Annotated in this window: 14 protein-coding genes; 4 read left to right on the forward strand and 10 right to left on the reverse strand. The window is 68.1% G+C overall.

What is annotated here, in order from left to right; translation table 11 throughout:
- Nucleotides 1-43: 43 nt before the first annotated feature.
- Complete coding sequence (locus ASD78_RS07005) at nucleotides 44-1771, reverse strand: oligopeptide:H+ symporter (RefSeq protein ID WP_056099523.1); 1728 nt, start codon at nucleotides 1769-1771, stop codon at nucleotides 44-46.
- 151 nt (nucleotides 1772-1922) lie between these two features.
- Between ASD78_RS07005 and ASD78_RS07010 the strand changes: the two genes are divergently transcribed.
- Nucleotides 1923-4001 carry a S9 family peptidase gene (locus tag ASD78_RS07010; protein ID WP_056099526.1) on the forward strand — a complete coding sequence of 693 codons (2079 nt, stop codon included), beginning with the start codon at nucleotides 1923-1925 and terminating at the stop codon, nucleotides 3999-4001.
- Between the two features lie 116 nt (nucleotides 4002-4117).
- Here ASD78_RS07010 and ASD78_RS07015 read toward each other — a convergent pair whose 3' ends face one another.
- The 6 genes from ASD78_RS07015 to ASD78_RS07040 form a co-directional block, all read right to left on the reverse strand.
- Nucleotides 4118-4354 (reverse strand): YbdD/YjiX family protein, encoded by a 237-nt coding sequence (locus ASD78_RS07015; protein WP_055902881.1) that lies wholly within the window; start codon nucleotides 4352-4354, stop codon nucleotides 4118-4120.
- Complete coding sequence (locus tag ASD78_RS07020; protein ID WP_056099529.1) at nucleotides 4326-6386, reverse strand: carbon starvation CstA family protein; 2061 nt, start codon at nucleotides 6384-6386, stop codon at nucleotides 4326-4328. The genes ASD78_RS07015 and ASD78_RS07020 overlap by 29 nt, the downstream gene beginning before the upstream one ends.
- 356 nt (nucleotides 6387-6742) lie before the next feature.
- Complete coding sequence (gene corA, locus ASD78_RS07025) at nucleotides 6743-7735, reverse strand: magnesium/cobalt transporter CorA (protein WP_235565812.1); 993 nt, start codon at nucleotides 7733-7735, stop codon at nucleotides 6743-6745.
- Nucleotides 7736-7782: 47 nt separating this feature from the next.
- Complete coding sequence (locus ASD78_RS07030; RefSeq protein ID WP_082575490.1) at nucleotides 7783-8997, reverse strand: DUF4105 domain-containing protein; 1215 nt, start codon at nucleotides 8995-8997, stop codon at nucleotides 7783-7785.
- A gap of 446 nt (nucleotides 8998-9443) precedes the next feature.
- Nucleotides 9444-10304, reverse strand: coding sequence for a transporter associated domain-containing protein (locus ASD78_RS07035; RefSeq protein ID WP_055902869.1), 861 nt, complete (start codon nucleotides 10302-10304; stop codon nucleotides 9444-9446).
- 219 nt (nucleotides 10305-10523) lie between these two features.
- Entirely contained in the window at nucleotides 10524-11057 is a 534-nt protein-coding gene (locus tag ASD78_RS07040; RefSeq protein ID WP_055902866.1) for a GspH/FimT family pseudopilin, read from the reverse strand.
- Between the two features lie 263 nt (nucleotides 11058-11320).
- On the opposite strand from ASD78_RS07040, the gene ASD78_RS07045 reads away from it, so the two are divergent.
- Nucleotides 11321-11821 carry a hypothetical protein gene (locus tag ASD78_RS07045; RefSeq protein WP_200944130.1) on the forward strand — a complete coding sequence of 167 codons (501 nt, stop codon included), beginning with the start codon at nucleotides 11321-11323 and terminating at the stop codon, nucleotides 11819-11821.
- A gap of 330 nt (nucleotides 11822-12151) precedes the next feature.
- Here ASD78_RS07045 and ybeY read toward each other — a convergent pair whose 3' ends face one another.
- From ybeY to ASD78_RS07060, 3 genes are all read right to left on the reverse strand, one after another.
- A complete protein-coding gene (ybeY, locus tag ASD78_RS07050; RefSeq protein ID WP_055902859.1) occupies nucleotides 12152-12634 on the reverse strand; it encodes an rRNA maturation RNase YbeY in 483 nt (160 codons plus the stop codon).
- A gap of 28 nt (nucleotides 12635-12662) precedes the next feature.
- On the reverse strand, nucleotides 12663-13649 hold the full coding sequence (locus ASD78_RS07055; protein ID WP_055902856.1) for a PhoH family protein: 987 nt from the start codon (nucleotides 13647-13649) through the stop codon (nucleotides 12663-12665).
- 101 nt (nucleotides 13650-13750) lie between these two features.
- The gene (locus ASD78_RS07060) at nucleotides 13751-13984 is read right to left on the reverse strand and encodes a hypothetical protein (protein ID WP_056099535.1); all 234 of its coding nucleotides are present in this window, start codon (nucleotides 13982-13984) and stop codon (nucleotides 13751-13753) included.
- A 542-nt stretch (nucleotides 13985-14526) separates the two neighbouring features.
- On the opposite strand from ASD78_RS07060, the gene ASD78_RS07065 reads away from it, so the two are divergent.
- Both ASD78_RS07065 and ASD78_RS07070 read left to right on the forward strand, forming a co-directional pair.
- Nucleotides 14527-15207, forward strand: coding sequence for a TetR/AcrR family transcriptional regulator (locus ASD78_RS07065; RefSeq protein ID WP_055902850.1), 681 nt, complete (start codon nucleotides 14527-14529; stop codon nucleotides 15205-15207).
- A gap of 42 nt (nucleotides 15208-15249) precedes the next feature.
- Nucleotides 15250-16260 (forward strand): HlyD family efflux transporter periplasmic adaptor subunit, encoded by a 1011-nt coding sequence (locus tag ASD78_RS07070; protein WP_156087615.1) that lies wholly within the window; start codon nucleotides 15250-15252, stop codon nucleotides 16258-16260.
- Nucleotides 16261-16292 lie beyond the last annotated feature (32 nt).

Below are 16292 nucleotides of genomic sequence, written 5' to 3' on the forward strand. Positions count from 1 at the left end.
GAGGCGCCGTTTTTCTTTGGATCCTGCGCGGAAGGCCGGGCCCTTACTTCACTCCATGCATCCACTTGCGCAGCAGCGGCGAGATCACGAAGTACAGCACGCCCGAGCCGATGCCGATCCACATCATCAGCTGGAACAGCTCGCCGTATTTGGCGCTCGCAGTGGCGAAATCGACCGCGGCGCCTTCCGGCAGGTCCAGCGAAGCCAGCTTGCCGAACTGTGCGGCCAGCACTTCCGAGTATGCGGTCGCGAGCCAGAAGCCGCCCATCATCAGGCCGACCACGCGCGCCACCGACAGCTGGGTGACTGCGGACAAGCCGATCGGCGACAGGCACATCTCGCCGACTTCGAGCACGAAGTAGGCCAGCACCAGCCACCACACGCTGGCCATGGCGCCGCCGGCGGTGGCTTGCGCGGCCAGCATCAGCGGCACGAAGGCCAGGCCGGCGACGATCAGGCCGATCGCCATCTTGGCCGGCTTGCTCGGGTTGAGCCCACGATTTTCCAGCCACGGCCACAGCCAGGCGAAGATCGGCGAGAGCACGACGATGAAGAACGCGCCCAGGAAGGTCAGCGAGCCCGCGGTTTGCGGGACCAGCACCACGTCGTGGAAGCAGGCCACGCCCAGGCCCAGCGTCAGCAGCGCCACCATGCCCTTGGCCAGGCCGGCGTTGTTATTGTCGCTGGCCTTCAGGGCCACGATCATCAGGAACGGGCTGGCCGCGAGCAGGAACAGCGACCATGGCAGCGTGCTGGTGCTCACGTTGCTGAGGCTGGGGAACAGGTCCTTGGTCAGCAGACGGTCGGTGAACGTGATCCAGCTGCCGTAGGTCTGCTCGTACAGGGTGAAGAAGATCAGCACGCCGACGATCATCAGCACCAGCGAGATCATCTGTTCACGCTGGACCTTGTTGCACTTGGCGACCAGGAACCAGATGAACCAGGCCAGGAATCCGGCCGCGATCAGATGCATGGCGCCGTGCACGGTCCAGGTGCGCTGGATCAGCTGCCACACTACCGCCACGCCGCCGATGGCGCCCAGGTAGATCCACCACTCGCGCGCCAGGCCGGCGACGCGCTCGCGCAGCAGCGCCGGGTTGTTCGGTTCGGCATGGCCGTAGAGGTACTTCTGGCCCCAGATGAACATGATCAGGCCGGCGACCATGCCGACGCCGGCGGCGCCGAAGCCGTACTTCCAGCCGTAGGTCTCGCCCAGGAAGGCGCAGATCAGGCTGGCGAACAGCGCGCCGATGTTGATGCCGGCGTAGAACAGGGTGAAGCCCGAATCGCGGCGCGGATCGTTTTCCGGGTACAGCTTGCCGACGATGGTCGAGATGTTCGGCTTGAGGAAGCCCACGCCCATGATGATCAGCGCCAGCGACAGGTAGAACACCTGCAGCGCGCCCTGGTCGCGATGGACCACGCCGTTGACGACGGTGGCCGCGTGGCCCTCGTAGGCCATGCCCAGGTGGCCCAGGACCAGCAGCACGCCGCCCAGCACCACCGCCTTGCGCATGCCCAGGTAGCGGTCGGCCAGCAGGCCGCCGATCACCGGCATGGCGTAGACCAGGCCGCCGTAGGCGCCGAGCAGGTCGTAGCCGTCGTCGTCGGTGAATCGGTGGTACTTCAGCAGGTACAGCAACAGCAGCGCCTTCATTCCGTAGAACGAGAAGCGCTCCCACATTTCGGTGAAGAAGCAGACGTACAGGCCTTTGGGATGGCCGAAGAACTCGCCGTGGACCGGCGGAGGTGCGGTTGCGGGTACGGTCACAACGGGCTCCGTAGGGAGGGGCATTCGGGACAATCGATGGAGTATAGCGGCGCGGGCGGGGCCGGCCGGCCCCGCCCGGACCCGGCTGCGGCCTTTGCGGCCCCAGGCCCGGACCCCTACCATCGGCGTTTTGGTCCCGCCCGGAGTTCCCATGAACCTGCGTCACGCCGTCCTGCCGCTGCTGATCGCGGCCGCGCTGCCCGCCACCGCCGCTCAGCGCGGCTTTGAAATACGCGATCTGGCCACCCTGGACCGGGTGTCCTCGCCGACCGTGTCCGAGGACGGCCGCCGTCTGGTGTTCGCCAAGCGCAAGGTCGACTTCGCCGCCAACAAGTCCAGCACCGGCCTGTACGTGGAGGACCTGTTCGCGCGCGACGCGGCGCCGCCGCAGCCGCTCACGCCCGCCGGCTGGAGCGTGAACACGCCGAGTTTCTCGCCCGACGGCCGCACCGTGTACTTCCTCAGCGCGAAATCCGGCAGCCAGCAGCTGTACGCGATTCCGGCCGGCGGCGGCACGCCCAAGCAGCTGACTGCGTTCGCGGCCGATGTCGGCAGCTACCAGCTCTCGCCCGATGGCAAGCGCGTGGCGTTCAGCGCCGAAACCTTCGCCGACTGCGCCGCCGACCTGGGCTGCAGCAAGAAGCGCCTCGACCAGCGCGCCGCCAACAAGGCCAGCGGCGTGGTCTTCGACCGCATGTTCGTGCGCCATTGGGACGCCTGGAACGACGGCCGCCTGAACCGCGTGTTCGTGGCCACGCTGCCGGTGGCGAACAAGCAGGGCGCGATCAAGCCGATCGCCAGCGCGACCCTGATCGGTGCCGATGTCATCGGCGACGTGCCCTCGCGTCCGTTCGGCGACAGCGCCGAATACGCCTGGGCGCCGGACGGCCAGTCGTTGGTGCTGAGCGCGCGCCAGGCCGATGCCAAGGAACCTTGGTCGACCAACTTCGACCTGTACCGCGTCAACGCCGACGGCACCGGCGCGGCGAAGAACCTCACGCCCGACAATCCCGCCTGGGACACCGGACCGGTGTTCAGCGCCGACGGCAGCACGCTGTACTACCGCGCGATGAAGCGTCCGGGCTTCGAGGCCGACCGCTTCGGCCTGATCGCGCTGGACCTGAGCGGCGGTCAGCGCCGCGAGATCGCGCCGAAATGGGACCGCTCGGCCGAGAACATCGTCCTGTCCAAGGACGGCAAGACCATCTACGCCACCGCCCAGGACATGGGCCAGCTGCCGGTGTTCGGCATCGGTATCGAGGACGGCAGCGTGACCCGCCTGATCGGCGGCGGCAGCGTGTCTTCGCTGGTGCGCGGCGGCCCGACCTTCGCCTTCACCCGCAACAGCCTCAAGAGCGGCGACCAGATCTTCGTCGGCGGCGTCGACGGCGCGCCGGAGCGCGCGATCACGCCCAGCGCCGGCGAGATGCTCAAGGACGTGGCCTTCGGCGATTACGAGCAGTTCGAGTTCAAGGGCTGGAACGGCGACACCGTGCGCGGCTACGTGGTCAAGCCCTGGAACTACCAGGAGGGCCAGCGCTATCCGGTCGCGTTCCTGATCCACGGCGGTCCGCAGGGCAGCTTCGGCGACGGCTGGAGCTACCGCTGGAATCCGCAGACCTACGCCGGCCAGGGTTACGCGGTGGTCATGATCGATTTCCACGGCTCCACCGGCTACGGCCAGGCTTTCACCGACGCGATCAGCCAGCATTGGGGCGATCGCCCGCTGGAAGACCTGCAGAAGGGCTGGGCCGCGGCGCAGAAGAAGTACGCTTTCCTCAACGGCGACAAGGCCTGCGCGCTGGGCGCGTCCTACGGCGGCTTCATGGTCAACTGGATCGCCGGCAACTGGAACCAGCCGTGGAAGTGTCTGGTCAACCACGACGGTGTGTTCGACCAGCGCATGATGGGCTACGCCACCGAAGAGCTGTGGTTCACCGAGTGGGAGCAGGGCGGCACGCCCTACGCGGTGCCGAAGAACTACGAGCGTTTCAACCCGGTCAACCACGTCGACAAGTGGCGCGTGCCGATGCTGGTGGTGCACGGCCAGCTCGATTTCCGCATCCCGGTCGAGCAGGGCCTGGGCGCGTTCACCGCGCTGCAGCGCCAGGGCATCGAGTCCAAGTTCCTGTACTTCCCGGACGAGAACCACTGGGTGCTGAAGCCGCAGAACAGCGTGCTCTGGCACGACACGGTCAACGGCTGGTTGAAGCAGCACATCGGCCAGTGATGCCAGGCCCCCTCTCCCGCGATGCGGGAGAGGGGTGCGGCGAGTCCTGCGGATCGCACACGATCGCAAAGAAAAGGCCGCCCTGGGGCGGCCTTTTCCGTTGCTGCGCGATCAGCTCAACAGCAGCGCGACCGGCCTTTCCCGTAGCGCGCCAACATCCGCTCGTGGAAGAAGGCGTCGCGCGACATCGGTTCCAGCCCGGGGTGGGCGCGACGCATGTGCTCGACGTAGTAGTCGTAGTCCGGTATCCCGATCGCCAGGCGCGCGGTCTGCGCTGCCGTGCGCCACCAGCGCGACAGCAGCGACCAGACCAGCAAGCCGGCATCAGCGAGCCAGCGATTCGAGCGCGACATAATCGCTCTCCCTCGCCGTGGCCGCGGCGTTGCGACGCGCCGCGAATGCGGCACGCAGGCCGAAGAACACCGTCGCGATCACCACCGCCACGAATAGCGCGGTCAGGCCGGCGTCGAGGTAGTTGTTGAACACCACCCGCTGCATCTCCTCGACCGATTTCGCCGGTGCCAGCACCTCGCCGCGCGCGGCGGCGTCGGCGAACTTGCGCGCATTGGCGATGAAACCGATCTTCGGGTTGGGATCGAACAGCTTCTGCCAGCCCGCGGTCAGGGTGCAGATCAGCAGCCACACGGTCGGGATCAGCGGGATCCACAGGTACTTCTCGCGCTTCATCTTGACCATGACCACGCAGCAGAACACCAGCGCCAGGCCGGCGAGCATCTGGTTGGCGATGCCGAACAGCGGCCACAGCGTGTTGATGCCGCCGAGCGGATCGACCACGCCCTGGTACAGGAAGTAGCCCCACATCGAGACCGCGAGCAGGGTGCTGGCGATGTTGGCGACCCAGCTGTCGGTGCGCTGGAACGGCGCATAGGCCAGGCCGACCAGTTCCTGGATCATGAAGCGCGCCACGCGGGTGCCGGCGTCGATCGTGGTCAGGATGAACAGCGCTTCGAACAGGATCGCGTAGTGGTACCAGAACGCCATCATGCCTTCGCCCGGGATCAGCCCGTGCAGGATCTGGGCCATGCCCACCGCCAGGGTCGGGGCGCCGCCGGTGCGCGAGAGGATCGTGGTTTCGCCGATCTCCTTCGCGGTCGCGGTCAGCACGTCGGGGGTGATCACGAAACCCCAGTTGGAGATCGCGAGGGCGGCCGATTCGGCGGTGGTGCCGATCAGCGCGCCCGGCGCGTTCATCGCGAAGTACACGCCCGGCTGCAGCACGCAGGCGGCGATCAGGGCCATGATCGCGACGAAGGCTTCCATCAGCATGCCGCCGTAGCCGACCAGGCGGATGTCGCCTTCGCTGGAGATCATCTTGGGCGTGGTGCCCGAGGAGATCAGCGAGTGGAAGCCCGAGACCGCGCCGCAGGCGATGGTGATGAACAGGAACGGGAACAGCTTGCCCGAGAACACCGGGCCGGTACCGTCGACGAACTGGGTCATCGCCGGCATCTGCAGCTGCGGCGCCGCGATCACGATGGCCAGCGCCAGCACCAGCACGGTGCCGATCTTGAGGAAGGTCGACAGGTAATCGCGCGGCGCCAACAGGAACCACACCGGCAGCACCGAGGCGATGAAGCCGTAGCCGATCATCAGCCAGGCCAGGGTCGTGCCCTTGAGGTGGAAGACAGCGCTCCAGGTCGGATCCGCGGCGACCCGGCCGCCGAGCCAGATTGCGAGCAGCAACAGGGCGAAGCCGATGATCGAGACCTCGAGGATGCGGCCGGGACGGAAGTAGCGCAGGTACACGCCCATCAGGATCGCGATCGGGATGGTCATGGCGACGGTGAAGGTGCCCCAGGGGCTTTCCGCCAGGGCCTTGACCACGACCAGCGCCAGCACCGCGAGCAGGATCACCATGATCATCAGGATGCCGATCATCGAGATCACGCCGGCCGCGGGGCCCATCTCGGCACGGATCATCTCGCCCAGCGAACGGCCGTCGCGGCGGGTGGAGAAGAACAGCACCAGCATGTCCTGGACCGCGCCGGCCAGAACCACGCCGAACAGGATCCACAGCGTGCCGGGCAGGTAGCCCATCTGCGCGGCCAGCACCGGGCCGACCAGCGGGCCGGCGCCCGCGATCGCCGCGAAGTGGTGGCCGAACACCACGCTCTTCTCGGTCGGCACGTAGTCCAGACCGTCGTTGCGGCGCCAAGCCGGGGTCGCGCGCGAGGGATCGACCATCAGCGCGCGCTGGGCGATGTAGCGGCCGTAGAAGCGGTAAGCGATGGTGAACGTGGATACCGCCGCGACCACCAGCCACATCGCGCTGATGGATTCGCCGCGGTTCAGGGCCACGGTGCCGAGGCAGAACGCCGCCAGCACCGCCATCAGCCCCCAGCCGAGCCAGGACAGACCTTTCATGACGACCCTCCGAATGGACTCCGGCAGCGTCGCCCCTGCGTCCGCGCGGGTCAATGCGCGGTGCGGCATCGAGGCTAGTACTTTGGTCTAAGGGGCCGCGCCCCGCTATTCATCGGCGCGTCGCGAGGCATCGCCCGCGCCGGGGCTGTGGGGTAGGAGCGGCGTAAGCTGCGACCGCGCAGTGGAATGCCGGGATTACGGCCAGGCAGCGACGCGAGCCGCGATTGCGCAGCGGAATCATCGAGCTGCTGTGAGAGCGGCGTAAGCCGCGATCGCGAGACTTCGGCTACTACGTGATCGCGGCTTACGCCGCTCCTACCCCAAAGCGGTGTTGCGGTTGGCCCGGAGAGCCGGCGCTACAGCCACTTCGCCCGGCGCAGAAAACCGAACAGTACGACGCAGACCACCAGGGTCACACCGATCACGATCCAATAGCTGTGCTCGCCCGCGAGTTCCGGCATGTGGGTGAAGTTCATGCCGTACCAGCTCGCGATCAGGGTCGGCGCGGCCAGCAGCGCGGCCCAGCCGGCCAGGCGCTTGACCACTTCGCCCTGGCGGATGGTGACCAGCGACAGGTTCACGCTCATCGCCGCGGTCAGCATCTCGCGCAGGGTATCGGTGGTTTCGTTGATGCGCACGGCGTGATCGAGCACGTCGCGGAAGTAGAGCTGGCTTTCTTCGTCGATCAGCGCGCTGCGCGAACGCGCGAGCTGGCCGAGGATGTCCTGCAACGGCGATACCGCCATGCGCAGGCGGGTGAGTTCGCGCTTGAGGTCGTAGAGCTTCTCGACCGTGCCCTTGCGGAAATCTTCGGCGAAGACGTCCTTTTCGAGCTCGTTGAGCTCCTGGCTGAACTCGTCGACGATCGGGCTGAAGTTGTCGACCACCATGTCCAGCACCACGTACAGCGCCGAGGCCGGGCCGTGGCGCAGATCCTCGGATTCGCGCTCCAGGCGCATGCGCGCGGCGGCGTAGCTGCTGGACGCGCCGTGGCGCACCGAGACCAGGTAGCGCGGGCCGACGAACAGATGGGTCTCGCCGAAACGGATATGACTGTCGACGGTCTGCGCGGTGTGCACCACGATGAACAACGAGTTGCCGTAGCTTTCGATCTTGGGCCGCTGGTGCGCGTTGTGCGCGTCTTCGATGGCCAGGTCGTGCAGGCAGAACTCTTCCTGCAGCTTCTCCAGGATGCCCTCGTCCGGCTCGTACAGGCCGACCCAGACGAAACTGCCGTCGTCGACCGCGAGCACGTCGCTGATCTGGTCGAGGCTGATGTCGCGCCGCACGCCTTCGCGGCTGTAGGCCGCGCAGTTGATCACGCACTGGGGCAGGTTGGGATCCTTCATGCCGCGCATCGTGCCCGTGCGCGGCGTTGCCGGCAAGCCGCGCGCGCTCAACGCTTGCGCAGGCCCAGCAGCAGGCCCAGGTGCAGCGGCAGCAGCAGGCTGATCCAGTGCAGGTTGCGCTGCGGCTGCATCGGCAGCCAGTGCGCGAACAGCGCCAGCACCGCGCAGGCCGCGACCGCCGCCAGGATGCGGCCGAACCATGGCCCGGCTTCGCGCCCGCGCAGGACGCGCCAGCCGCCCAGCCAGAGCAGCCAGCACAGCGGATTGAACAACAGCAGATTCTGATTGGCCCAGCCGTAGGTGTGCTGGGTGCCGAACCAGATGAACAGCATCAGCGCGGCCAGGATGCCGCACAGGGTCCAGAACGGCAGCGCGATCGCGGCCAGCAGGCGCGGACGGCGCCGGCCCAGCCAGGCCAGGCCCAGGCCGATGACCACGCCCGACAGCGCCCAGGGGGTCCAGACGATAGGCGCATCGGCGGGCTCGGGTGCGATCCGGTGCGGTAGGATCTCCTGCTCGGCCAGGACCAGCGGCCGGCCCTGGGTGTTCTTGACCCCGCGCAGGGCCGCGGCCAGGCGCATCGGCACGTAGGACTCGTTCCACACCGGCAGCGGACGGTCGGCCGACGGCCCCAGGCCGATGTCGAAGCCCAGCCACATCCACGGTGCCGGCGAGGCCAGCCGCACCGCCTCGCTACGGAAGGTGCTGCCGTGCGATCGGCTCTCTATCTGCCGGCGTAGCGCGCCGCCCAGCGCCCGATCCACGGCATCGCGCACGCGGGTGGCGCAGTTGTCGTCGAAATACTGGTAGCGGTAGTAGGCGTTCTCGGGCTTGGCGTTCTCGGCCAGGGAGGCGGCGAGCGAGCGCGCCTGGTCGTCGTCCAGGTCCAGCCACTGCACCGAAACGCCACGTCCTTCCTCGCGGTACAGCGCCAGGTCCTGTTCCAGCGGCAGCGCGGCCAGGCGGTAACGCATGTCGTTGCGGACGAAGCGGGCGATAAAGTCGGGGGCTTCCGGGTCGAAGAAGCCGAAGTTGTACGAAGTCGCGGCGCCGGTGTCGGGGTCGAGCACCACGATCGAATCGTGGCCGAAGCGCTCCCAGAAGATCTCGCCCGGCTGCATGGTCGCCATGCCGATGCGCGGGACCGATGGGGACTGCGACGGTGCCGCGGCGGTCGGCGCCTGGGCTGCCGGTGCTGAGTCCCGCGTTGCCGCGGCTTGCGACGGCGGTGCGGCGAAGGCGGCGGTGGCGCTCAGCCACATTGCGGCGATGGCGAACAAACGGGGCAGGGCGCGGCGAATGGGGTTCAATGCGGATGGCCGGTCGACGGGTCGGAGCATTCTAAGCGGCGTACGCGACACCGGGCATGACCGGGTCCGCGACCGCGCGTGCGGATCGCAGGGGTTCAGGCGCGGCACGGCTGTGGTGGGAGCGGCGTCAGCCGCGACCGGCGATTGCCGCAGCGATGATCTAGCGGGACGCTCGCGACTGTCGGTGGGCCGGACCGGCATGACAAACGGGTCGACGATGCCGGCTTTGCGCATGCGCCAGGGATCGGTCTTGCTCCGTTGGCGGCGTGGCGCGGCCACGGCCGACGCCGCTCCCGCATTCGGATCATTGCTTCCGATGCGGGGTGGGCGTCGTCGCGTGTAGCCGTAGCCGAGGCGGCACGGGCGCGCGCTTGGGGGTGCGCACCACGGCAGGCCGGTCAGTCGTTGCCCAGCACGCCGACGTGGAAGGCGTGGACACGGCGCGCGTCGGCGCTGGCGACCCGGAACACGAAGCGGCCCAGAGTGAGTTCCTCGCCGGCCTCGGGCAGATGCCCGATCGCAGCGGTGACCAAGCCGCCGATGGTGTCGTACTCGTCGTCGTCGAAATCGGCGCCGAAACGCTCGTTGAAATCGGCGATCGGGGTCAGCGCATCGACCACGTACTGGCCGTCGGCCTGGGCCGCGATCAGCGCGTTCGGGTCCTCGGCGTCGTCGTGCTCGTCGTCGATCTCGCCGACGATCTGCTCCAGCACGTCTTCGATGGTGAGCAGGCCGGCGACGCCGCCGTGCTCGTCGATCACGATCGCCATGTGGTTGCGCGACTGGCGGAACTCGCGCAGCAGCACGTCCAGACGCTTGGACTCGGGGATCAGCACCGCCGGACGCAGCAACTCATGGATGCTGCCCGGGCCATTGTCGGCGACCACGCCGCGCAGCAGGTCCTTGGCCAGCAGCACGCCGAGGATCTCGTCCTTGTCTTCGCCGTGGACCGGGAAACGCGAATGGCCGGATTCGACCACCAGCTTCATCAGGTCCAGGAACTTGGCGTCGGCCGGCAGCACGACCATCTGCGAACGCGGAATCATCACGTCGCCCACGGTCAGGTCGGACACGGCGATCGCGCCTTCCATCATCCGCAAGGTGTCGGCGGCGATCAGCCCGTCGGCCTGCGCGTCGCGCAGCAATTCGACCAGGTCTTCTCGGGTCGTGGGCTCACCGGACAGCGCCGAGCTGATCCGTTCCAGCCAAGAGCGCCGCTTCTCGGGCTGCTCGGTGTGACTACTGTCGTCCTCGGACATTCGATGCTTGCACTATGCCCGTCGGGGGAAGGGCGAGGTCTCCAGTCTAACCCGGATGGTTTGCCCGGGTGCCAGGACGGGCACCGGCCAGGGGCCGCAGACAGCGCCGGGCGGCGGTTTCGGACCGACGGCCGGCTGTGGGCGGCGGCCGCCGTCCGGCCGTGATCTGGCGGAGACCGGTCCGGCGTCCTCCTGTAGTTCACTGTAATTCATCGCCCCTCAGCCGCCCTGGCATCTCTGGCGCTGGCGACCGGTCGGTTGTGCGAGGCGGAAACGGCCGGCGTTGGACAGCACCAGCGAACCGACCTGCTCGCCGCTGTCCGCGCACAAGGTGAAGCTGACATTGCTGCCCTCGTTGCCGCCGTCGGACTGGAACACCACCCGTCGGCGTCCCTGCGTGCTGTACATGCGCAGCCCGCCGGCGAGCGCTTCGGCGCGTTGGATCACCGGTTCGTGCGGATCGTAGCGGCGGTTGCCGTCGATGTCGGCGTAGAGCATCCAGCCGCGGCTCCATTCCACACTATCGTCGCAACCGGCACCCTGCGGCGCCGGACAGATGATGACGGCGCTGCCGGTGGACACGGCCACGCGCGCCGACGTCAGGAAGCTGTCGGTCATCGCCATCGCGACGCCGGAGATGCGCGCCTTGGCCATGGCGTTCGCCGCGGTCGGTATCGCGATGCCGGCCAGGACGGCGGCGATCACGAGTGCGATCAGCATTTCGAGCAGAGTGATTCCGTGCATGCGGTTCATACGGCCGTCCTTTGCGGTGGTGACTCAGTGTCGGCCGCGTTTCGAGACGGGGCAGTAGGGAATCTCCCCGATGGCGTGTCGGGCAACTGCGCGATCGGTAGATGTGCCGAATAGCTGCTTGTCGGGCATGCAAAACGCATGCGGCGATTTCCTACATCCGGATGGGCAACGGCCTGATGGATCCGCCATCGCCGTGGCCGCAGTCTGTGCATGCCGAGCGGCGGTTCGCGCTCGGCGATCTCATCACTCAAGGAGGAGCGCACATGCACCGTTACGATTTTCGGCTGATGTCGATGGCGGGGGCGACGGCCCTGTCCTTGCTTGCCGCGTCGCCGGCATCCGCGACCGCCGAACCGGCGCGCGACTACATCGAAGCCGGCAGCTATCTGCGCAGCGACGCCGAGTTCGAAGCCTGGTACGGCCTGGTCCATCGCCTGCGCCGCGATTTCGACGATATCTGCGGCGACACCTTCTGCGAGGGCGATTACAGCAACATCCAGTCCTTGAGCTTCCGCTGCTCGGTGGAGCGTTCCAGCGGCCGCATCGGCCAGTGCCTGTGGCTGTTCGCCGCCAGCAACGAGGACGTCGACCCGGCGACCGGCCGGGTAAACGTCCAGTTCCAGCACTGGCGCTGCCGCGCGCCGCTGGCGTCGCGGACGACGATGGAAGCCCTGCTGGGCGCGCTTGCAGGCGATACCCCGATGCGCGCGCCGCTGCCGGGGACGCCGCGCACGCTGTACGACGGGCTGATCGACTGTCTGTGATTCCTGGCAGGCGCCTGCGGCGGGCGCGCGGACCGGGGCTGGGACGCGGCTGCAAGACTCGCCGACGTGCCTTTGGCCCTGGTCCACCCTCCGCAGGCGGTGCTGGCGTAGTCGTGGGAAGTCCCCTGGAGGCGACGAACTGGCGCGGTTCGTGGTCGCCGGCCTGAAGACGATCGAGGCCAGTGGTGCGAGTTGAACTGCAGCGAGGTGAGTGCGAGGGCAGGTGGATCAGGGCGCGGGCTTACGACTCCGGCCGAACGATGCGGAGCCGGTTCGGCTGGTCCCACTCAGGGGTGATCGGGCCCGCGCCGACCGGGCCGGCTTCGGCGCTCAGTCTTCCAGGTACGGATCGGCGATGCCGAGCCCGGCCAGGATTTCGCGCTCCAGCTGCTCCATGCATTCGGCTTCGCGTTCGTCCTCGTGATCCCAGCCCAGCAGATGCAGGGCGCCGTGGACGGTGAGGTGGGCGTAGTGGGCGACCAGCGGCTTCTTCTGTTCGCGTGCTTCGCGTGCGACGACGGGGGCGCAGATCACCAGGTCGCCCAGCAGCGGGAACTTGACGCCCTTGGGCAGGCCCTCGGGCACTTCGGCTGGAAAACTGAGCACGTTGGTCGCGTAATCGCGGCCGCGGTAGTGACGGTTGAGGGCGCGGCCTTCCTTGCTGCCGACGATGCGGATCGCCAGGTCGGCTTCGCGGATGCGGCTGTCGAGCGCCGCCGCGACCCACTTGCGGAAGCTCACCGCGGCCGGAATGCCGGTGCGCGGGACCGCATAGTTGATCGCGACATCGAGACGGACGGGACCTTTGGTCATCGTAGTGTCGAAATGAAGTGGGGGTGGCTCAGGCGGACGGTCCGGTCTGGACGTCCTGGGCGTCGCGTGCGTCGTAGGCGCTGACGATGCGCGACACCAGCGGATGCCGGACCACATCGCGCGCCTCGAAGAAAGTGAAGCTGATGCCGTTGACGTTGCGCAGTACGTCCAAGGCGTCTTTCAGCCCCGACTTCACGTGCTTGGGCAGATCGACCTGAGTCAGATCGCCGGTGACGACGGCGGTGCTGCCGTAACCGATGCGGGTCAGGAACATCTTCATCTGCTCGATCGTGGTGTTCTGCGCCTCGTCGAGGATCACATAGGCGTCGTTAAGCGTGCGTCCGCGCATATAGGCCAGCGGCGCGATCTCGATCACGTTCTTTTCCAGCAGCTTGACCACCTTCTCCACGCCCAGCATCTCGTAGAGCGCGTCGTAGAGCGGGCGCAGGTAGGGGTCGACTTTCTGGCTCAGGTCGCCGGGCAGAAAACCGAGCTTCTCGCCGGCCTCGACTGCGGGGCGCACCAGGATCAGGCGCTGCACGCGCGCTTCGTTCAGCGCTTCGACCGCGCTGGCGACGGCGAGGAAGGTCTTGCCGGTGCCGGCCGGGCCGATGCCGAAGTTGATGTCGTGGCCGGCGATAGCGTGCAGGTACTTGGCCTGGTTGGCGCCGCGGCCGCGGATGGTGCCGCGCTTGACCCGGATCGCGACTTCCTGCGGTTCGATGTCGTCGTTGACCAACTGGTCGGAGTCGGCCTCGGTCAGGGCGAGGTGGATCGTGCCTTCGTCGAGGGTTTCCTCGGCGGCGTCCCGCCACAGCTGGCGCAGCAGCCGTTCGGCCTTGCCGACCGAGGTCTGCGGGCCGACCACGCGGAACACATTGCCGCGGTTGGCGATCTCCACGCCGAGGCGCAGTTCGATCTGGCGCAGGTGACCATCGAACGGGCCGCTGAGGTTGGCCAGGCGTTCGGTTTCGGCCGGTTCGAGGACGAATTCGGAGGCGGTACGTGCTTGCATCGTAGGGACGGGTCTTCCAGGGGCTGCGCGGCGTAGTCGCGCGTGGGGTGCTCAGCTTGCGCCCGCAGGCGCGGTTTCGCAAAGGCTGACGGCTGCGACGTTCAGGCCGTGTCGTCGTCGCGGCGCCTGCGTGCGGCGCGTGCGATCGCGAGCGCGCCCACCAGCACGAGGATCGCCGAGCCGATCAGCCAGACCCAGGTGATGGTGTCGGCGGCGAAGGGGCCGTGCCGGAACGCGCGCATCGCGCCTCGCAGCAGGCCGAGCGCGCCCAGGCCGAGAAGCCAGAAGCCGACGGCGCCGCGGGCGAGCAGACTGGGTTGGCGGGTGGAGGGCATGGTGGAGGGGCGCAGATTGGCTGGCGACAGCTTAGCGGGAGGGTTGCTGGGGAGGTGGTTGGGAAGCTTGCCGGAATGGCCGGGTTCGGGCCCGGCGAAATCTCGCCGTCGCTCCCGCGGCCGCTGCCGATGTTGTTGCCGCGGCAATGCTGCGGCGGCCGGTCGTGGTCGCGTCGGTCGTGAGGGTCGTTGCCGTTTGCTGTCGGCGGCTACTGCTTCTCTCGCTGGCGGGAGAGGGTGGGGTGAGGGAGTGCAGCGCCGATGTGCAACTGCCGCAGCAGTTGAGCTTGCATGGTCGTTGGATCGGGATCGGGGTTTCGGTTTGCGGTGCGCCGCGCTTCGAGTTCGAGCGATCAAGGCGTTCGCGGGGCTCGGAGTACGCAAGAGGCAGGCCTGGCCGTGCCCAGACAGTCCCAATGCTCCTCTTTAGCAGCGGCCAAGGGAGCAGGCGGCCTTAGTTCCCTTCCGCCGCGCCCGGTTCCCGCCGACCGTTCGTCGGCTCGCCCTTGCCAACTAATTAATCATTGAATTAAATATGAGCCATGCCCACCGACAAGCCCCAAGCCTCCCGCCGCCCCCGCAAAACCGTTCCCGCCGGGCGCGCCCCCGGCCGCCCGGTCGCGGACGGTCCCGATCTGCGTTCGCGGCTGCTCGACGCGGCGATCGTCTGCTACACCCGCCAGGGCATCGCCGCCACCGCGTTGCGCTCCATCGCGGTCGAGGCCGGGGTCAATCCGGCGTTGCTGCATTACTACTTCGGCGACAAGGAGCAACTGCAGCAGGCGGTGATCCAGGAGCGGGTAATGCCGGCGATCGCGACCCTGCGCGGCCATCTGATCGCGGCGGGCGACGACGTCGCCAAACTGATCGCGGGCTTCGTGCGCGGGGTCGGAGAAACCGTCGGCCAGTATCCGTGGTTCCCGTCGCTGTGGGTGCGCGAGGTGCTGTGCGAGGGCGGGGCGTTGCGCGATCTGCTGGTCGACCAGATCGGCCCGCAGCTGCCGCAGATGCTGGCGCAGAAGTTCGCGCTGGCGCAGCGCGAGGGCCAGCTCAACGCCGATCTCGATCCGCGTTTCCTGGTGGTGTCCCTGGTCGGTCTGACCCTGTTCCCGATCGCGGGCGCACCGGTCTGGCAACGCGTGTTCGGGATCGAGACCTTCGACACCGTCGCGCTGCGCGAGCACACCGTCGCCTTGCTAGACCGCGGCCTGGGCTGCGGCTGAGGCCTTGAGCCCATGAACGTTCATGCCTACCGGAGCGATCCGATGAAACCGAAATCCCGCTGGGCCGTGCCGCTGCTGCTGGCGCTCGCGTTGTCCGCTTGCGGCGACGATCGCCCGCAGGCGCTGGGCACGCTGGAATGGGATCGCATCACCCTGCCGGCGCCGGCGGCGGAACGGGTCGTGCGCATCGACGTGCGTGAGGGCCAGCGCGTCGCGGCCGGTGCGTCGCTGCTGCAGTTGGAGCTCAGCCGCACCCAATCGCAGCTCAACGCGCTGCAGGCACAGGCGCGCCAGGCCGGCGACTCCCTGGCCGAACTGCAGGCCGGGCCGCGCAGCGAAGCGATCGCGCAGGCACGGGCCAATCTGAGTGCGACGCAGGCGCAGGCCGCAGACGCTCGCGCTTACTACACGCGCTTGCAGCCGCTGGGCCGGCAGAAGCTGGTCGCCGCATCCGACGTCGACCGCGCCCGCGCCGCCGCCGGCAATGCCGAAGCGCAGGTGCGCGCGGCGCAGGCGGCGTTGCTGGAACTCGAGCATGGTACCCGCAGCGAACGACTCGCACAGGGCGAGTCGGCGCTCGCCGCCGCGCAGGCGCAGGCCGCCGCGCAGGCGGTGACCTTGCAGAAACTGGACGTGGTCGCGCCGCGCGCCGGCGTGGTCGACAGCCTGCCGTACAAGCTCGGCGACCAAGCGCCGGTGGGCGCGCCGCTGGCGGTGATGCTGGTCGGCGCCGCGCCCTACGCACGCGTCTACGTGCCCGAACCGATCCGCGCCAAGGTCCGCATCGGTCAAGCGGCGCGCGTCTACATCGACGGCCGCGAACAGGCCATGAGCGGACGCGTGCGCGCGATCCGTAGCGATCCGAACTTCACTCCCTACTACGCCCTGATCGGCGAAGACGCCGCGCGCCTGAGCTACCTGGCCGAGGTCGAGCTGACCGGTCGCGATGCCGCGCAATTGCCGGCCGGCCTACCGGTGCGGGTCGAGTTCGACGAGAGCGGCTCCGACGGAAACAACTCCGACGGGACCAAAGCGAGCGAGAGCCGCCCATGAACGCCGCCGCCGATTCCACGCTCGCGCGCGGT

The organism is Lysobacter sp. Root667 (genome assembly GCF_001427715.1).
Classification (GTDB): domain Bacteria; phylum Pseudomonadota; class Gammaproteobacteria; order Xanthomonadales; family Xanthomonadaceae; genus Lysobacter.